Below are 17,397 nucleotides of genomic sequence, written 5' to 3'. Positions count from 1 at the left end.
TCCCGTGTCAGAACGCGTCCATCCTGGCCGCGACCTTCGCGATGAACCTCGTCCGCTTCTCGTCGGTCGACAGGTTCATCGAGTATTGCGCGAGGTAGGAAACCGACCCGCCGGGCTTGATCGTCGCACGCAGCACCCGCTTGACCAGCTTGCGCGGCGGGTCACCCATCAGCATGGCGCGGAACCGGCTGCCGCCATAGGTCGTGACCGCGACCACCTTGCGAATATTGTGCAGTGACGGCTGCACCTTGCCGTCGACCAGCTTGAACGACACGCCGGGCAGGAAGACGCGATCGAAAAAGCCTTTCAGAATGGCCGGATAGCCGAAGTTCCACACCGGAAACGACAGCACCAGCGCCTCGGCCCGCAGAAGGCGCTCGATATAGGCTGACGCCGGATCGCCGTCGCTGCGTTCGTCGTGATAGGACAGCCGTTCGGCCCGCGTCAGCCTGGGATCGAAACCCTCGGCATAGAGATCGCAGTCGTCGACGACATGGCCGGCGGCCTTCAGCCGCTCGATGATCGTCCGGTGCAGATCGGCGTTGAAGCTGGTCTCCACAGGATGAGCATAGAGGACGAGGACGTTCACAGGAGAACATCTCGCAAGTCGGCACCAAGCACCCCCCTCTGCCCTGCCGGGCATCTCCCCCTCAAGTGGGGAGATCGGCTGTCAGTATCGCTTTCGCCAGTTGACGACGTTGGAAGATGGTCGAGACGATGGAACTGCCAATCTCCCCCCTTGAGGGGGAGATGCCAAGTGGTGGCAAAGAGGGCAGGCCAGAGGGGGGTACAGCGCCACACGCCCGTCATCGTCTCAAACCGCCTTCTCCAGTCCCTTGAACAGGAACGACTTGCCCGAGCGATAGTCATAGTCCGGGTTCTCCCAGGCGATCATCTTGCCGGGATTGAGCAGGCCTTGCGGGTCGGTCTCGCGTTTGAAGGCGAGCTGCACCTCGTCGGTGCGCTTCATGCCGCCTTCTTCCAGCGTGTAGCGGTGCGGGTTGAAGATCCAGCAGCCATTGTCCTCGTGGATGCGGATGATCTCGTCGAGCCGCTCCGCCGTGGTGAAGCGGACCAGCGGCAGCCCTGCGATGCCGATGGCGCCGTCGAAGCGGATGAATTCGAGATGCGCCGGCACCTCGTCGCCGAAGCGGTCGACCATCGCCTTGACGTGGCCGAGGTGGTCCGGCGACGGATAGCGGGTCTGCAGATAGGTGATCGTCGGGTCGACCCGGATGGCACGCAGCGTCGTGTGATTCCAGGTCAGCTCATAGGCCGGCGGCAGCCCCTTGAGATCGGCCTCCTTGTCGGCGCGAAAGACGATCTCGCCCTTACTGCGCGCCGTGAAGGCGAGGAAGGCATCCATCGCATGCGGCGCGATCATCAAGACGACGATGCTTTGGCTGCGCCGGAAAAACCGCTGGTGGCGCTTGAAGTAATCGTAGGGGATGGGTGCTGCGATCGGCGTGATCAGTTTCGCCAATATGCCGTCCTGAATGGCGAGATCGTTGCCGAAGCCAGCCGCATCCATGAAATCGTCGAAGCCGACGATGACGTCGATCCAGTCATAGCTGGCGGTCAGAGGCATCTCGACTTCGGTGATGATGCCGTTGGTGCCGTAGGCGTGCATCACCTTCAGCACGTCCTCGCCGGTGAGCTCCATGACCCGCGGCTCAGCCTCCATCGTCACGGTCCTCAGCCGGATGACGTTGCCGAGGTCGCGCAGTCCGCCCCAGCGGATCGAGCCGATGCCGCCGGAGCCGCCGGCGACGAAGCCGCCGATCGATGCGGTGTTGTAGGTCGATGGCGACATGCGGAGCTCCTGGCCGGAATGCGCCCGCGTCGCTCTGTCGATGTCGGCGAGCACGGCGCCGGGGCCGGTGACGACACGGCCGGGGGCGATCGTCTTGACCGCGTTCATTTCGGCGAGATTGAGCACCACGCCGCCGGACAGCGGCATCGCCTGCCCGTAATTGCCGGTGCCACTGCCGCGCGGCGTCACCGGGACGCCGTGCCGGTGGCAGGCGGCGAGAATGCGGACGACCTCGTCTTCGGTTTTCGGCGTCACGATCAGGTCACCGGTGACGTGCTCGAGCTGCTGCTTCAGCACCGGGCTGTACCAGTAGAAGTCGCGGCTCTTCTGCTGGACGATCGCCGGATGGTCGTCGATCTTCAAACCGTCCAGGTCGCGCTTGAGCGCCGCAATATCCATCATTCCACCATCAGATCATCGAGTTCGGCATAATCGGGCAGCTGGCGCTCGATCGCATGGCCGTCGCGCACGACGATGCGATTCGATTCGGGCCGCGACAGCAATTCCGTCCAGCTTCGCCCCCTGAAGACGACGAAATCGGCCGGCGCTCCGGCGGCAAGCGTGCCGAAACCGTCGAGCCGCATCACCTTGGCCGGCGTCGCGGTCACCGCTTGCGGCCAGTCGGCGACGGGATGGTCGAGATGCAGGATGCGCGTCGCCATGCGATAGACCTCCAGCATGTCGAGATCGCCATAGGCGTAGAACGGGTCGCGCGTATTGTCGGAGGCGACGGCGACGGCAATGCCGCGCGCCTTCATCTCGTGCAGCAGCGTCACCCCGCGCCAGCGCGGCGTTGTCCTGTCGCCTCGCCGGTCCTGCAGATAGAGATTGCACATCGGCAGCGACACCACCGCCAGGCCGGCCTTGGCGACCTTATCCAGCGTGTCGAGCACGTCGAGGTCGGGCTGGCGCGCCAGCGAGCAGCAATGGCCGACCAGGATGTTCCCGTCAAAACCGTTCCAAAGGGCTGCTTCGGCGATTTTCTTCAGCGAGATCGCCGAGACATCGTCGGTCTCGTCGGCGTGGAAATCGAGGTCGAGGCCATGCTTGATCGCCTGCGCGAACACCTGGTCGAGCAATTCTTCGAGATCCGGCACCATGTAGGTGACGACGCCGAGGACACCCTTGGCGGCAGCCACCCGTTTGGCCAGCCTCTCGAACCATTTCCTGTCGCGCACGCCCTCGATGCCGAGCAGGCAGGCCGCCTGCAGCTCGATGCGGCCGCGCCATTTCTCCCGCATTGTCTCGAACACCGGCCAGGAGATCTCTTCCTGCGGCGCAACGCTGTCGAGATGCGTGCGCAGCGCTTTGGTGCCATGCGCGTAGGCGCAGCGCAGCGAAAAATCCATGCGGCGGCCGACGTCGTCGGCGCTCCAGCGCGCCGCGCGGTCGGCGCCGGTGGCGTTCAAAGCGGCCATGAAGGTGCCGTCCGGGTTGGGCTTTCGGGGCCAGATGTGGCCCTTGTCGATATGGGTGTGGCAGTCGACAAAGCACGGCAGCACGATGCGGCCGCCGAGATCGGTGGCGTCCGCCGGTGCTGCCGATCGCCGATGCGCCGCAATGCTGAAAATCCTGCCGTCGGCGACCGCGACATCTGCGAGTGCAAAACCGTCGGCGTCGGAAGGAGCGGCAAGGCCGAGCGTCAGGGAGGCGTGAAGCCGGACCTTGGAGAGGACGAATTGGCCGGATTTGGGGATCATCGCAGAGGTCATCGCTGCCCCTCATCCGGCTGCCGCCACCTTCTCCCCGTATAGAGACGGGGAGAAGGGGCTGACCGCGACCGCGGCGCACTTTCAGCAACGCTGGTGATGGGCGAGATCGTCGAGGAAGGCGTCCTTCTCCCCGTCACTATAGGGGGAGAAGTGCCCGGCAGGGCGATGAGGGGCAGCGCTGACGCCGGGATGGGCGACAGGCAGCTTTTGCCTACAAAACACGGTACCATCACCGCTCCTGCCTCAGCGCGCTCTCGTGCCAGCGCCGCAAAATGAGATGCGAAATCAGCGACAGCACCAGGAAGATCAGGATGCCGGTGAGCGAGATCAGGATCAGCGCCGCGAACAGTCTTGGTGCGTTGAGCCGGTAGCCGGCCTCGATGATGCGCGAGGCGAGGCCGGACGACTGGCCGGTGGCGCCGGCGACGAACTCTGCCACCACCGCGCCGATCAGCGACAGGCCGCCGGCGATCTTCAGCCCGCCGAGGAAATAAGGCATCGCCGCCGGCAGCCGCAGATAGCGCAATTGCTGCCAGCGGGTCGCACCGTTGAGCTTGAACATGTCGCGCAGATTGCGGTCGACGGAATTGAGGCCGAGCGTGGTGTTGGAGAGGATCGGGAAGAAGGCGACGATCCAGGCGCAAAGCAAAAGCTTCGTCGTCTGGTTGTCGACATAGATATTGATCAGCGGAAAGATCGCGACGATCGGCGTCACCTGCAGCACGATGGCGAAGGGAAAGAACGACATCTCCACCCATTTCGATTGAGCGAACAGCACTGCCAGCCCGACACCGCCGACCACGGCGAGAAGCAGGCTCAAGAAGGTGATCCGGAGCGTCACCAGCAGCGACGAGAACAGCAGCCCGGCATCGTCGTGCAGCGTTTGCAGCACCACGCCGGGGCGCGGCAGTATGTATTTCGGAATGTCGTTCCAGACACAGATGCGGTCCCACAGCCAGATGGCCAGGATCATGATCGCCAGCGGCAGCAGCCATCTGCCGATGCGCTCGAAGCGCTCCTGGCGGACGCGGCGCGCCTCCTCCGGGTCGAGCGCCAAGACTGATTCTTCAATGGCCGTCATGATGCGGTCCGGCAGTTGAGTTGATGGCGCCGATCAGCACGTCGGATGCCTGGCGGCAGAGCGCGGCATAGTCGGGCGAGGTGCGAAACGCCTCGTCGCGCGGATAGGGCGCGTCGACGGCAAGCTCGGCAAACACCCGGCCCGGCCGCGCCGCCATGACGACGACGCGGTTGGAGAGGAATACGCTTTCGAAGACGCTGTGGGTGACGAAAACGACGGTAAAACGCTCATCCTGCCATAGCTCCAGAAGATCGTTGTTGAGCTTGAAGCGGGTGATCTCGTCGAGTGCGGCGAACGGCTCGTCCATCAACAGAATGCGCGGCTTGGTCACCATGGCGCGGGCGATCGAGACGCGCATTTTCATGCCGCCTGACAGTTCGCGCGGCACGGCCTTCTCGAAGCCGGTCAGGTGAACCCGCGCCAGCATCTCCATCACCGCCGGCGCCGCCTTGGCCCGCGACACACCCTTCAGACGCAACGGCAGCCAGACATTGTCGAAGACGTCGGCCCAGGGCAGCAGCGTCGGCTCCTGGAAGACGAAGCCGATATTCGAACGCTCGAGGGCGCCGCTGCCGCGCCAGTCGAGCACGCCCGAGGTCGGCGTCGACAGGCCGGCAATCAGCCGCAGCGCCGTCGATTTGCCGCAGCCCGACGGCCCGAGCAGGCTGAGGAAATCGCCCTCCCGGATCGTCAGCTCGACATTGCTGAGCGCGGTGACGCCGTTGGAAAAAACCTTGCCGACGCCACGCAGCGCCAACAGCGTCGGCTCCGATACACTTCCTGGCTGTTGCGCCACTTTCTCCAGCTTCACGGCCTACTTCTTCAGGTCGAGCCCGACGCTCTTGTTGACGAAGGCCAGCGTGTAGGCCTTCTTGATGTCGATACCCGCCGGCGCGACCTTGGCCTTCACCATCTTGTCGTAAAAACTCTGGATGCGCGCGTCGCTCATGGCGCCGATGCCGAGCTTTTCGCTGTCGCCGGAATCGACCACGCCGAACTTCTTCAGCTGCTCGATCGAGAAAGCGATCTGCTCATCCGTCATGTCCGGATTTTCCTTCTTGATCATCTCGTTGGCGGCCTTGTTGTCGCCGTAGAGATAATTGTACCAGCCTTTGGCCGAGCCATCGACGAAGCACTGGACCACCTCGGGCCGCTTGTCGACCGTCTCCTGCATGGTCTCGACCGTCGTTGCATATGTGTCCCAGCCATAGTCGGCCAGCAGGAACTGGTTCGGCGTGAAACCGCCTTGCTTCTCGACGGCGAATGGCTCCGAGGTGACGTAACCCTGCTGGATCGACTTCTTGTTGGCGATGAACGGCGCCGGATTGAAGGTGTAGGGCGCGCGCTTGGCGGCGTCGAAGCCGAGATCGGTGACCATCCACTGGAAGAAGGTCTGCGCACCTTCGTCGCCAAGGATGTACTGGTCGGCGTTCTTCAGGTCTTCCCATTTGTCCAGCCCCTGGCCGGGATGGGACATGATGACCTGCGGGTCCTTCTGGAAGTCGGCCGCCACGACGCGCATCGGTATGCCTTGCTGCACGGCATCGAAGGCCGACAGCAGATTGCCGCCCATGTAAAAATCGATCTTGCCGGCCAGCAGCAGCGGCCGGCCGCTGACCTGTGGGCCGCCCTGCATGATCGTCACGTCGATGCCGCAGGCGGCATAGGTGCCGTCCACCACGGCCTGATAATAACCCCCATGCTCCGGCTCAGCCAGCCAGTTGGTGCCGAAGGTGACTTTTTCGTTCGCTGCCGCGGCAAGCGTGCCTGCGCCAAGCAGCACGATCACGCCCGCCGAAATCTTGAGTTTTCCGTACATCCACACCACCCTTTGTTCGCTCCGGCGCGTCACGCGCCGGGCTCGACACCATTGTTTCAAGAAGCAAGACACATGCCACCGGCGCGTTGCGCCGGGACCGCCCGCTTGTGCAATGCCCGCCTGAGCAATGGCGGCGCGAAGGCCGGACGGGTCATGCTGTACGAAAGGCATCGTGCCTATTTTTTGATCGCCTGTCCACAATCGCCCTCGTGACATGCACCGCCATCTTGATGCCCGCATCGATCCGGCCTTAGAGCGACGTGCGTCCACTTGGACGCACAAAGTACGCTCTAAAACTTTGAATCTTCGCATCGTGCTTTCCGAAAATCGATCCCGATTTTCGGGCCGATGCGATAGGCTGCCGTGAACGGAGATTGCCATGTTCAAATTTCTCACGCCGAAGTCGATCAAGCCGCCCTTCGCCCGCTACAGCCATGGTGTCGAACTGCCGCCCGGCAAGCGGCTGGTGCTGTGTTCGGGCCAGGTCGCAATCACCCCGGACGACCAGATCCCCGAGGAGGCCGGCGCACAGGCCGAGCTCTGTTTCCGGAACATATCGGCGATTCTCGGCGAGGCCGGGCTCGGCCTGTCCGACATCGTCCGCATCAACACCTACGTCACCGACCGCGCCTTCCTGCGGCCCTATATGGAGGTTCGCGACCGGCTGTTCGCCAGCCCGGCGCCGGCCTCGACGCTGATGATCGTGTCCGGTTTTGCCCGGCCGGAATTCAAGGTCGAGATCGAGGTGATTGCGGCGGGATGATCGACAGCCGATCGTTCCCGCGTTAGGTCTGGGCTTGTCGGTTCAAGAGGCATGACATGACCACTGCAAAAAAACGCGTATGGTGGGGTGACTACCGGACCACCGAATACGCGACCGTCGATCCTGAGACGACCATTGCCGTTCTGCCGCTGGCAGCGATCGAACAACACGGGCCGCATCTGCCGGTTTCGACCGACACCTCGATCATGAACGGCATGCTGGAAACGGTGATCGCGCGCCTGCCCGGCGATCTCGACATCCGCATCCTGCCGGTCCAGGCGGTAGGCAAGTCGAACGAGCATTTGCATGCGCCGGGCACCCTCACCCTGCCGGCGACGACCTTGGTCGAGGCGTGGACCGAACTTGGCCTGTCGGTCGCGCGTTCCGGCGTCCGAAAACTGATTGTCGTGAACTCGCATGGCGGCAATGAGGAGATCATGGGCATCGTCACCCGCGAATTGCGCGTGCGGGCAAAGATGCTGGCGGTAAAGACCAGCTGGCAGCGTTTTGGCCGGCCGGCCGGCATGTACACCGAGCTCGAGGACCGCCACGGCATTCATGGCGGCGACGTCGAGACCTCGCTGATGCTGCACTTCCGGCCCGACCTCGTCGACATGGGGAAGGCCGACAATTTCGTGTCCAAGGTCGCCCGCGCCGAAAAGGAATTTGCGCTGCTGCGCCACACTGGAACACACGCCTTCGCCTGGATCGCCAGCGACCTCAACCCGAATGGCGTGGTCGGCGACGCCAGCATTGCAACCGCCGAAAAAGGCCGGCTCACCGCCGAGCATCAGGCCGACGGTTTCATCGGCCTGCTGAGGGACGTGGGCAAGGCAAAGCTGGCGGATTGGTTGGCGTAGGTGTTTGATCCCACCAGCTCAGGCCTCGCTCACGAGGGGCGATTCCATTCGCGCGCGAGGATCCTCACTTCACCTCTTGAAGCGGCGACACCGTGTAGATTTCGTCCAGTATCTTCACCATCAAGGTGTTGGCGGTCGCCTGGCCGTCGAGCGCGAGAGTCAGGTTGGTCCATATGACCAGGGTGACATCATTGGCCGGATCGTAGCCCATGAAGGACTGGTAACCGGGCATCTCGCCTTCGTGATAGTAGATTTCGTTAGGCCCGAAGGTCAGCGTTAGGATGCCATAGCCGTATTTTTGCATGGCGGGTTCGCCCGGCTCCGGCGCCTCAGGGCTTGCAAGCCACTGCCGCTGGAAGTCGGCATTGAAGAGCTTGCCCCCGACCAGCGCGCGCATCCAGGTCGCGAGGTCATCCGCGGTGGAGATGACTCCGCCAGCCGCAAAGTAGGCGGACGGGTTCTGCCATGTGTCGTCGTTGGGCTTGAGCGTTCCCGCCCTGGCCGCAGCCTGGAGGTCGTCCGGATAGGGCGCATCAGCCAGGGCGTACGAAGTACTGCCGTAGAGATAGCCGTTTGAGTATGGCTCGGGGATGGCGTTCGACGTGCTCGGCGGCAAAGCGGTGTTCTTCATGCCGAGCGGCCCGAACAGGCGGTCCCGGAAGATGGTCGAGAGCGGCTTGCCGTCGATCTTCTCGGCAACAAGGCCGAGCAGATAGTAGTTGGTGTTGTTGTACTCGAATTCGGCACCCGGCGCGAAGTCCGGCGGCCGTTTGAACGCCATGCCGAGTACTTCATCAGCGGTCCATACCCTGTAAGGATACTTGTCCAGGCTTTCGGCAAGTTCCGGCGCATTGGTGAAGTTAGGGAGGCCGCTCCGCATTGTTATGAGCTGCCGAATGGTTATCTCGTCGCCGTTGGGAACGCGCTGGACGTATTTCGAGATCAGATCGGCGAAGCTCAGTTTCCCTTCCTGCACCAGTTGCACGATGACAGCGGCGGTCATCGTCTTGGTGTTCGAGGCCGCACGGAAGTGGGTATCGGCGCGCGGCGGGTTCGTGGCACCCAGTTCAGTCGTACCGTAGCCGAAGACGAGGTTGCCCCGCGGAGTCTTGAGCAAAACCATGGCACCGGGCAGCATAAGTTCCTTGGCCAAACCCTCGACAGTGGCTTGGAGCGCTGCCAGGTCGATCGACTTGAGAGCCGGCATGGACGCGGCCATGGCGCTGCCTGTCGCGCAGACCACGCCAACAACCATGGCCAAAATTCTCCCGATCATCATTCGCCCCTTGGCCGTGTGCTAGAACTCCTGCGCACTTTTCCTGGAATTTGTTTTTAGGCTCAGATTTTCAATTCGAACGGCGTGCCTTCGAAAGCATCCGCGCCGCGCCCGATCGCCTGGATCGCTTCGATCATCCGGCCTCTGCGATCGAGCAGTGCGTCGGCAATTGCGATCAGCCGAGGATTGGGTGTCGCCGTGGGCGACAGCGCGCGCAGCGTCTCGGCCAACTCGGCCTCGTCGCGCTTCGGCGCCAGCGCTGCCGCGATGATGTAGGCCGAGGCGGTCGAGCGGCTGATGCCGGCATAGCAATGCACCACCAGCGGCCGCGACCGATTCCATTGCCGTGCGAAATCGAGCAGGTTCAGAACATGCTCCTCGCCCGGCATCGTCATGCCCTCTTGCGCCACCGCAATGTCATGCATGACCAGATGCAGATGGTTTTCCCTGGTGATCGAGGCCGGTCGCATCACCTCCGTTCCGGCGGCAAGCAGCGAAAGCAGACGGCCGGCCCCGGTCTTCGTTACCGTTTCCTCGACTTTGGACAGCGAGCAGACATGGATCATTGGGTCGTTTCTCCTTTGGCATTATCGTCGCGCCGCGAGGCCCAGCCGGCAAGTGCCGATTCGAGCCGCCGCCATTCTTCATCGGCTCCCGGCAGGCCGGCGCGCAGCACATTCGGACGATCGGCGAAATGCCGAAGCAGGATGCCGCGCTGGCCGAGCACCGAAAACAGGCCGGCGGCGTTCGCCAGCCTGAGATAGCGGAACAGCGTGGTGCCACCGGCGACAGGCACGCCGAAGCGGCCGAACAGCGTATCGAGCCGTGCGGCATCCTCGGCCAGACGGCGCCGCATCCCGGCCTGCCAGCCGGTATCGGCAAGCGCCCTTATGCCATATTCGAGCGCCGGCCCGGCAACCGCCCATGGCCCGAATTGCGCCTCCAGCCGCTCGACCGTCAGCGCATCGGCCAGTGCAAAGCCAAGCCGCAGGCCGGCCAGGCCGAAGAACTTGCCGAACGAACGCAGCACGACGATGCCGCCCTGGTCGACGTCGCCGGCCAGGCTTTCGCTGCGCGGGCCGACATCCATGAAAGCCTCGTCGACCACCAGCAGCCCACCTCTGGCTCGTAATGTCCCGGCAAGTCGAAGCAATCTTTCGCGCTCGACGACACGCCCGTCCGGGTTGTTGGGATTGACGACGACGGCAAGGTCGGCCGCCGCCAGGGCTTCGAAATCATCGACTTCAGCCGCCGCATGGCCGGCGATCGCCGCTGCCCGCCGATGCTCGGCATAAGTCGGCCCGAGCACCAGCGCCGTGCCCGGGCTGACCAGGGAAGCGACGCGCGGCAACAAGATCTGCGTGCCGGGCGCCGCTGCGACATTCGCCGCCGACGGGGCGCCATAGGCGCTTGCCGCGCGTTCAGCCAAGTCGCGGCCGCGCGCTGTTTCCGGCAATCGCGACAGGGCGGTGGCGGGCAAATCGAAAAGCGGGTAGGAGTGCGGATTAATCCCGGTCGAGAGGTCGACGAAAGGCAGCGGCGCGTGAGGGAAAAGCGCCCTCGCCCGGCCAAGGCTTCCGCCGTGGTCCACTGCCGCCGTCACTCCATCAAGAGCCTTCATGCCGATCCTGATCACTTTCCTGTCGCTGGCCATCGAACTTGTACTCGGCTACCCGGCCCGGCTCTTCGATGCCATTGGCCATCCCGTCACCTGGTTCGGCAGGCTGATATCCTTTCTCGACCGCAGGCTCAACCGCGCCACTGATTCCGACGCCCACCGTCGCGGCTGGGGCGTCGTCACGCTGCTGGTGATCGTGCTGGTGCCGGCCGCCCTCGCCCTCTGGCTCGAAACCTTGCTTTGGAGCATTCCCCTCGGCTTGTTGGTTACCGCAATCCTGGCGACGTCGCTGCTGTCGCAGAAGAGCCTGGCCGAGCATGTCGAAGCCGTCGCCGACGCCCTCGACAGCGGCGGACTGGACATGGGCCGCATTGCCGTCTCGCGGATCGTCGGTCGCGACCCGGAAAAGCTCGACAGGGCCGCTGTCTGCCGCGCCGCGATCGAAAGCCTGGCCGAGAATTTCTCCGACGGCGTCGTCGCTCCGGCCTTCTGGTTCGGTATCGGCGGGCTCGCCGGCGGCGTCGCCTACAAGGCCGCCAACACCGCCGATTCGATGATCGGCCATCGCACCCCGCGCCACGAAGCCTTCGGCTGGGCGGCTGCGCGCTTCGACGATTGGATCAATCTGCCGGCGTCGCGGCTGACGGCGCTGCTGATCGTACTCGCCGCTTTTCTGGTCAAGGGCGCCGACGCCAACGGCGCCTGGCACGCCGTGCGGCGCGATGCGAAAAAACACCGCTCGCCCAATGCCGGCTGGCCGGAAGCAGCGATGGCCGGCGCGCTCGGCCTGGCGCTCGCCGGCCCCCGTTCCTATGACGGCGTCATGGTCGAAGACGCATTGATGGGCGAAGGCGGCCGGCGCGATGATGTCGAGAGCACCGACATCCGACGGGCGCTGAAACTCTACCGGACTGCCGATTTTCTGCTGATCGCGCTGTTCGGCGTGGTCGCGGTGGTTGTTATCTTGGCGTGATCTGCGCTCGAGATCGAGCGGAAACAAAAAACCCGCCAAGCGACGGGTCGTTGGAGCCAATTAGCACCATACCGAAATTAGTAGCATAGCTGCCGGCACAAAGCAAGAACAAAATAGGGCGCCTTCAGCCTTGAAGGTTCGCAGCTTAGTTCCAGCTTGGGTTCCTCGCCCCACGAAAGTGGGGAGAGGTGGCTCGGCGAAGCCGAGACGGAGAGGGGAACCGCGCTCTACGAAAGCCCCCTCTCCGGGCGCGGCGCGGCCACCTCTCCCCCGCTTCGCGGCGGGCGAGGAACCCAAATCTTGAGAGGTCGAGACACCGCGCCTCTGCCTCCCCAGCAACACCCCTCAGAACTCGATCCCCTGCTGCGCCTTCACGCCGGCGGAGAAGTGGTGCTTGGTCACGCCCATCTCGGTGACCAGATCGGCCGCCTCGACCAATACCGGTTTGGCGTTGCGGCCGGTGACGACGACATGCAGGCCTTCGCGACGCGCCTTCAACGCCGCGACCACCTTTTCGAGATCGAGGTAGTCGTAGCGCAGCGCGATGTTCAGCTCGTCGAGCACCACGAGGCTGATCGACGGCTCGGCCATCAGCTCGAGCGCCTTCGCCCAGGCGGCCTCGGCCGCCGCGATATCGCGTTTCAGGTCCTGCGTTTCCCAGGTAAAGCCCTCGCCCATGGCGTGCCAGACGACGCGATCGCCAAAACTAGCAAACGCGTCCTTCTCGCCGGTGTGCCACTTGCCCTTGATGAACTGGACGACGCCGACGCGCTTGCCATAGCCGAGCATCCTGAGCGCCAGCCCGAAGGCGGCCGTGGTCTTGCCCTTGCCCGGTCCGGTGTTGACGATCAGCAGCCCCTTCTCGACCGTCTTGGCCGCGACCTCGGCGTCCTGCACCGCCTTGCGCTTGGCCATCTTGGCGCGGTGGCGTTCCTCGTCCTTGGGATCGACAGTATCAGCCATGTCATTTCACCTTGAGCGGCAGCCCCGCCACCATCAAAAGCACGGTGCTGGCAACAGCCGCGACATCCTGATTCAACCGACCGGCGGCGTCGCGAAACCGTCTTGCCAGCGCATTGTCCGGCACGATGCCCTGGCCGACCTCGTTGGACACCACGAACCACGGCCCACGCGGCCGCGACAGCACATCGGCCAGCCTCCGGCATTCGGCCTCGACATCATGGTCGGCCAGCATGTGATTGGTCAGCCACAGCGTCAGGCAATCGATCAGCGCCGGCTGGCCATCAGGCAGCGCCTCGATCACGCCGGCAAGGTCGAACGGCGCATCGATGGTCGTCCAGCCGGCGCCGCGGCGCGAGCGGTGCAGCGCGACGCGCTGGCGCATCTCCTCGTCATAGGCTTGCGCCGTGGCGATATAGCTCCAAGGCGGCGGGCCGACCGTCACCAGGCTCTCGGCATGCGCGCTCTTGCCGGAGCGCGCGCCGCCGATGACCAGGGTCAGTGCCCCGGCAGCGCGGTCAGGCAAAGCTGTCGCGCAGGCTGGTCGCCGTGCCCGTGAAGCGTCCGCGCACCACGCCGACGACCGCGCCGAGCACCAGCCAGAACACCAGATTGGTCAGCGTCACCGCCACCACGAACTGGTGGTGCAGGCCTTCCGGGATCGCCGTCTCGAAGCTATTGGGCTGCGGCGCGCCGACAATATGCGGCGCAACGATCAACGCCACGGCAAGAGCCACCAGCGGCAGCGATCTGCGGAAGACGATAAGGCCGAGACCGGCCGCTGTCGCCACCACTGTTGCCCACCACCATATCTGGCGTTGGACAAGGTCGGCCGCCGGCATCGCCGGCAGTTCCGGCGGCAGGCCGAGGCCCGGCGCCAGCGTGAACACGGCAAAGCCGGCAAGCCCCCAGAACACGCCCTGGCGCCAGTTGCCGATGCCGCCGGCGAATTCCGAAACCGCGACCAGGACCAGCGCGAAGCCGATGCCGGTGACGATATTGGCAACGACGCTGAAGGCGAAGCGTTCGAAAGCGTCGGCCGGCGCCCAGCCTTCGCCTTCCGCCGGAGCCATTGCTTCAGCCGGTGCCGGCGCGGCGCTGCTCATAGCCGTCGTGCCCGCGGCGTTTTCGGCCGGTGCCGCAGGTGCCGCGGCATGGTCATGGCCGCCGCCGGCCTGTTCGTAGATTTCCGCCTTCAGGATGAGCGGCACCGTGGCATAGGCTTGCATGCAGGCGAGAGCCACGCCGGCCACAAGCCCTGCGATCGCCGCGATGAACACGACGTTGCGAAACAGTGTCATGATGTCAGCCCCTTGTCAGTGGCAGGGAAAGCCCATCGAATGGCGATAGTCGTGCGCGGCATTGTGGACCGCATCGATATGCGAGAAGCCGACAAAGCCCATGACGAAAATGCCGAGGAATGCAGCAAGCGCCAGCTGCATGAGACGCGACTGCGAGGAGGCGGAAGCGCCGAGCGAAACGGAAGCGGTATTCATGTCTTGTCCTTTCGCCCTCCACCCGAGGGCATAGAAGTCAGTTTCCTGTCGCCGGCAGGTCTCCTGGCTCGCGGATCAGCGCCCTTCCCCACCTTCCCGAAGGCGAACCTTCAGTGGCATATGGAGAGGACTACCGCACACAGTTGCGGGGGCAGCCACGGCATTGGGCAAACAACTTGCCCTCACCGCATTCCCTCTTGGTTCCAAACGGAACCGACGACATCAGCGACTATAGGCAGAATCGCCGCGCCCGGCAAACCAAATTCCGCCGGATCGTGTGGCGAATGCGCCGCCTCGCCAAGCCGGTCGGCCGGCGCCGCGATTGACAATTTTCGCAGCCGGGTGTCGGCTGGCGGATGGGGAGGAAGCCGGCATGCAACCCAGCCCGAATGAGCGCGGTCCCTACAAGGGCCTGACGCGGGCCGAGCCGACGCTGCCGTCATCAGCCTATTGGGACATCGCGGCCTATCAGCGCGATCTCGAGGCCATCTGGTATCGCAACTGGCTGCTCGTCCGCCGCGAGGCGAAGCGCTCGCCGATCCGGCCGCGGATATCGACAACATCGTCGCCTTCGGTACCCAGGTGCTGGAGGAGGATGCTGATATCTGCGAGGTCAACCAGATGGGCCTGCGCTCGATGCGCCACAAGGCCGGCGTACTGATGCCCGAGGAATACGACTTGCACCGCTTCCACAACTGGGTGCGCGAGCGCCATGCGGCGCTCGCACATCAAAGCGATTTGGGCAGATAGCGCCAGGTGACGAAGCCGCAGGCCGCCGCCAGCAGGCCGAGTGTCGCGAAAACCGCGCCCAGGCCGAAGAACGCCAGCACGCCGGCCAAAGGCTTTCCGGCTCTGGCCTAAAGCAGCTCTGATGCCGACCGGCGCCAACACGACGCAAGGCCCTGCTTCTTTTGACGGTGGCAACCGTGATAGTCGTCTTGCCGGGGCTGAACCAAGACAGCGAGACCATGAGCATCGACACGCCGAGCGCAGCCGTTCAGGATCAACCGAAGTCGAAGCGCATCGCCGCTATCGACATTGCACGCGGCATCGCTTTGCTTGCCATGGCGAGCTATCATTTCACCTGGGACCTCGAATTCTTCGGCTACACCGATCCCGGCCTCACCGCCTTCGGCTGGTGGAAAATCTACGCGCGCTGCATCGCCTCGAGCTTCCTGTTCCTGGTCGGCATCAGCCTCTATCTCGCCCATGGCAAGAAAATCCGCTGGACCGGCTTCTGGAAGCGCTTCGCCATGGTTGCCGGGGCAGCGCTCGCAATATCGCTGGTCACCCGCATCGCCACGCCCGACGGCTTCATCTTCTTCGGCATATTGCACGAGATCGCGCTCGCCAGCCTGCTCGGCCTGGCGTTCCTGCGCCTCCCGGCGCTACTGACGCTTGCCGTGGCGGCCCTCGCTATTGCCGCGCCTTTCTACCTGCGATCTGAGCTTTTCGATCATCCGGCTTTGTGGTGGGTCGGCCTGTCGGCGACCAACCCGCGCTCCAACGACTACGTTCCACTGCTGCCCTGGTTCGGCGCCGTACTTGCCGGCATCGCGGTTACCAAGCTCGCCGCCACCTCCGGCGCGCTGACGCGGCTGTCGGCCTTGGCGCCTGGCCGCTGGGCAAATCCGCTGGTCTTCATCGGCCGGCACAGCCTTGCCTTCTATTTGATCCATCAGCCGGTGCTGATCGGCTCGGTCTGGCTGTTTTCGCAATTCATGCCGGCGCAGGCCGAAACCAGGGAGGTGCGTTTTCTGAAATCCTGCCAGATATCCTGCGAGCAGGCACGCGACACCGAGTTCTGCTCCAGCTATTGTGCCTGCATGCTGGACACTCTCCAGGGCGAAGCCTCGCTTGACCGGCTCTACAGCAACGACCAGTCCCCGGAGTGGAAGGCGCATATTGGCGAGCTCGCCGGCACCTGCACCGCCCAAACCGAGGCGGCGGAACCGGGAACGCGCTAATCGAGGGAGGACAATAATGAGCGACAGTCACCCGAAACCCGTGCAGCAAAATCCTGGGCAGCCGAAGCTGGGGCACATCCCATGGCCGCCGCTGATCTATATCGCTGCCATCATCGTCAGCGTCGCGCTAGGGCTGTTCTACCCGCTGCCGTGGATCGGCGATCTTCTCGGCGACATCCTGTTCGCCGCCGGCCTTGTGGGGTTGGTGGCGGTTGCCGCGCTCTGGTTCACGGCAATCCGCACCATGATCCGCGCCAAGACGACGCTCAACCCGAACGGTGTGCCTGACCATCTGGTGACTACCGGAGCCTTCGCCGTCAGCCGCAACCCGATCTACCTCGCCAACACGCTGCTGCTGGTCAGCCTCGCCTTTGTCACTGGGATCGCCTGGTTCCTGCCGCTGGCGGTCATCGCGGCGTTCCTGACGCAGAAGCTGACGATCGAGAGCGAGGAGAAGGTGCTGACGGCCAAATTCGGCAAGAAATACCGGGACTACGCCAAAAGGGTACGGCGCTGGATCTGAGCCGGCGCTGACGCCGCGCTCATGTGGTGACGCCGAGCTCCACCAGCCGCTCGACGCAGGATTCCTCGGCCTGGTCGAGCTCGGCCAAGGTCTCTTCGAGGTCGCGGCGTTTCTGGCGCAAATCCTCGCGCTTTTCCTCGATGCGCTTGATCATCAGCTTGAGCTGGCCGACCTCGCCGGGCGGCTCCCTGTACATCTGGATGATTTCGCGGATCTCGTTGATCGAGAAGCCGAGCCTCTTGCCGCGCATGATCTGGCGGATGAGATGCCGGTCCGACGGACGGAACAGCCTAGTGCGGCCGCGTCTTACTGGCTGCACCAGCCCTTCGTCCTCATAGAAGCGCAACGTCCGCGTCGACACGTCGAATTCGCGGGTCAGCTCCGTGATCGAATAATATTCCCGCATCGTCACTCCAATGCCCCGGCCACGCCGCGAGTTCCAACTGGCCGTCGCCGAGGCGCGTACCAGAATCGGCGGGCAAGGCACCTTTCAAAGCCTCGCATGGCATTTACGTAAAAGTCAATTGAGGTGACGT

20 protein-coding genes and 1 riboswitch are annotated in these 17,397 nt (G+C 64.1%); of the genes, 6 read left to right on the top strand and 14 right to left on the bottom strand.

All coding sequences use genetic code 11. The annotated features are described in order from the left end of the window. Positions 1–7: 7 nt before the first annotated feature. The 6 genes from NKI24_RS20600 to NKI24_RS20575 all read right to left on the bottom strand — a co-directional run bounded on the left by NKI24_RS20600 (position 8) and on the right by NKI24_RS20575 (position 6,425). Positions 8–589 (bottom strand): NAD(P)H-dependent oxidoreductase, encoded by a 582-nt coding sequence (locus NKI24_RS20600; protein WP_352452127.1) that lies wholly within the window; start codon positions 587–589, stop codon positions 8–10. Between the two features lie 225 nt (positions 590–814). Beyond that, complete coding sequence (locus tag NKI24_RS20595; protein WP_502901479.1) at positions 815–2,215, bottom strand: FAD-binding oxidoreductase; 1,401 nt, start codon at positions 2,213–2,215, stop codon at positions 815–817. Continuing rightward, a complete protein-coding gene (locus tag NKI24_RS20590; RefSeq protein WP_352452140.1) occupies positions 2,212–3,513 on the bottom strand; it encodes a cytosine deaminase in 1,302 nt (433 codons plus the stop codon). The genes NKI24_RS20595 and NKI24_RS20590 overlap by 4 nt, the downstream gene beginning before the upstream one ends. A gap of 241 nt (positions 3,514–3,754) precedes the next feature. Beyond that, entirely contained in the window at positions 3,755–4,606 is an 852-nt protein-coding gene (locus tag NKI24_RS20585; protein ID WP_352452128.1) for an ABC transporter permease, read from the bottom strand. Beyond that, the gene (locus tag NKI24_RS20580; protein ID WP_352452129.1) at positions 4,593–5,417 is read right to left on the bottom strand and encodes an ABC transporter ATP-binding protein; all 825 of its coding nucleotides are present in this window, start codon (positions 5,415–5,417) and stop codon (positions 4,593–4,595) included. Before NKI24_RS20580 ends, NKI24_RS20585 begins: the two co-directional genes overlap by 14 nt. Positions 5,418–5,420: 3 nt before the next feature. Beyond that, a complete protein-coding gene (locus NKI24_RS20575; RefSeq protein WP_352747872.1) occupies positions 5,421–6,425 on the bottom strand; it encodes an ABC transporter substrate-binding protein in 1,005 nt (334 codons plus the stop codon). 379 nt (positions 6,426–6,804) lie between these two features. On the opposite strand from NKI24_RS20575, the gene NKI24_RS20570 reads away from it, so the two are divergent. Then, on the top strand, positions 6,805–7,188 hold the full coding sequence (locus NKI24_RS20570) for a RidA family protein (protein ID WP_352617542.1): 384 nt from the start codon (positions 6,805–6,807) through the stop codon (positions 7,186–7,188). A 56-nt stretch (positions 7,189–7,244) separates the two neighbouring features. After that, positions 7,245–8,048 (top strand): creatininase family protein, encoded by an 804-nt coding sequence (locus NKI24_RS20565; protein WP_352747869.1) that lies wholly within the window; start codon positions 7,245–7,247, stop codon positions 8,046–8,048. Between the two features lie 64 nt (positions 8,049–8,112). Here the strand turns inward: NKI24_RS20565 and NKI24_RS20560 are convergent, their stop codons facing one another. The 3 genes from NKI24_RS20560 to cobD form a co-directional block, all read right to left on the bottom strand. Further along, positions 8,113–9,255, bottom strand: coding sequence for a serine hydrolase domain-containing protein (locus tag NKI24_RS20560; RefSeq protein WP_051406128.1), 1,143 nt, complete (start codon positions 9,253–9,255; stop codon positions 8,113–8,115). A gap of 131 nt (positions 9,256–9,386) precedes the next feature. Continuing rightward, positions 9,387–9,890, bottom strand: coding sequence for a tyrosine phosphatase family protein (locus NKI24_RS20555; protein WP_352742316.1), 504 nt, complete (start codon positions 9,888–9,890; stop codon positions 9,387–9,389). Beyond that, positions 9,887–10,945, bottom strand: coding sequence for a threonine-phosphate decarboxylase CobD (cobD, locus tag NKI24_RS20550; protein WP_352747865.1), 1,059 nt, complete (start codon positions 10,943–10,945; stop codon positions 9,887–9,889). The genes NKI24_RS20555 and cobD overlap by 4 nt, the downstream gene beginning before the upstream one ends. On the opposite strand from cobD, the gene cbiB reads away from it, so the two are divergent. Next, positions 10,944–11,915, top strand: a complete 972-nt coding sequence (cbiB, locus tag NKI24_RS20545; RefSeq protein WP_352747862.1) for an adenosylcobinamide-phosphate synthase CbiB — start codon at positions 10,944–10,946, stop codon at positions 11,913–11,915. The genes cobD and cbiB overlap by 2 nt on opposite strands. Positions 11,916–12,260: 345 nt before the next feature. Here cbiB and cobO read toward each other — a convergent pair whose 3' ends face one another. Genes cobO through NKI24_RS20525 form a run of 4 tightly spaced genes read right to left on the bottom strand, consistent with a single transcriptional unit; the run spans position 12,261 to position 14,371 of the window. Next, positions 12,261–12,878: a cob(I)yrinic acid a,c-diamide adenosyltransferase gene (cobO, locus tag NKI24_RS20540; RefSeq protein ID WP_352747859.1), complete on the bottom strand. Its 618-nt coding sequence runs from the start codon at positions 12,876–12,878 to the stop codon at positions 12,261–12,263. 1 nt (position 12,879) lies between these two features. Further along, on the bottom strand, positions 12,880–13,401 hold the full coding sequence (gene cobU / locus NKI24_RS20535) for a bifunctional adenosylcobinamide kinase/adenosylcobinamide-phosphate guanylyltransferase (protein WP_352747857.1): 522 nt from the start codon (positions 13,399–13,401) through the stop codon (positions 12,880–12,882). After that, positions 13,394–14,176, bottom strand: a complete 783-nt coding sequence (locus NKI24_RS20530) for a CbtA family protein (protein WP_352747854.1) — start codon at positions 14,174–14,176, stop codon at positions 13,394–13,396. Before NKI24_RS20530 ends, cobU begins: the two co-directional genes overlap by 8 nt. A gap of 15 nt (positions 14,177–14,191) precedes the next feature. Next, positions 14,192–14,371 carry a CbtB domain-containing protein gene (locus NKI24_RS20525; protein WP_023676561.1) on the bottom strand — a complete coding sequence of 60 codons (180 nt, stop codon included), beginning with the start codon at positions 14,369–14,371 and terminating at the stop codon, positions 14,192–14,194. A 36-nt stretch (positions 14,372–14,407) separates the two neighbouring features. Then, positions 14,408–14,604, bottom strand: a riboswitch (cobalamin riboswitch). 349 nt (positions 14,605–14,953) lie between these two features. On the opposite strand from NKI24_RS20525, the gene NKI24_RS20520 reads away from it, so the two are divergent. The 3 genes from NKI24_RS20520 (at position 14,954) to NKI24_RS20510 (ending at position 16,861) form a co-directional block, all read left to right on the top strand. Next, positions 14,954–15,121: an SRPBCC family protein gene (locus NKI24_RS20520; RefSeq protein WP_352569001.1), complete on the top strand. Its 168-nt coding sequence runs from the start codon at positions 14,954–14,956 to the stop codon at positions 15,119–15,121. 218 nt (positions 15,122–15,339) lie between these two features. Then, complete coding sequence (locus NKI24_RS20515) at positions 15,340–16,338, top strand: heparan-alpha-glucosaminide N-acetyltransferase (protein ID WP_352747851.1); 999 nt, start codon at positions 15,340–15,342, stop codon at positions 16,336–16,338. A gap of 16 nt (positions 16,339–16,354) precedes the next feature. Beyond that, positions 16,355–16,861: a methyltransferase family protein gene (locus NKI24_RS20510; protein ID WP_352617525.1), complete on the top strand. Its 507-nt coding sequence runs from the start codon at positions 16,355–16,357 to the stop codon at positions 16,859–16,861. A 19-nt stretch (positions 16,862–16,880) separates the two neighbouring features. On the opposite strand, the gene NKI24_RS20505 is transcribed toward NKI24_RS20510, so the two are convergent. Then, complete coding sequence (locus NKI24_RS20505) at positions 16,881–17,267, bottom strand: MerR family transcriptional regulator (protein ID WP_023676566.1); 387 nt, start codon at positions 17,265–17,267, stop codon at positions 16,881–16,883. Positions 17,268–17,397: the final 130 nt, after the last annotated feature.

The sequence above is a fragment of the Mesorhizobium sp. M0701 genome (assembly GCF_040320365.1).
In the GTDB taxonomy this organism is placed as follows: Bacteria; Pseudomonadota; Alphaproteobacteria; order Rhizobiales; family Rhizobiaceae; genus Mesorhizobium.
The sequence above is the reverse complement of the archived record's forward strand: the minus strand, read 5'-3'. Positions and strand labels throughout refer to the sequence as shown.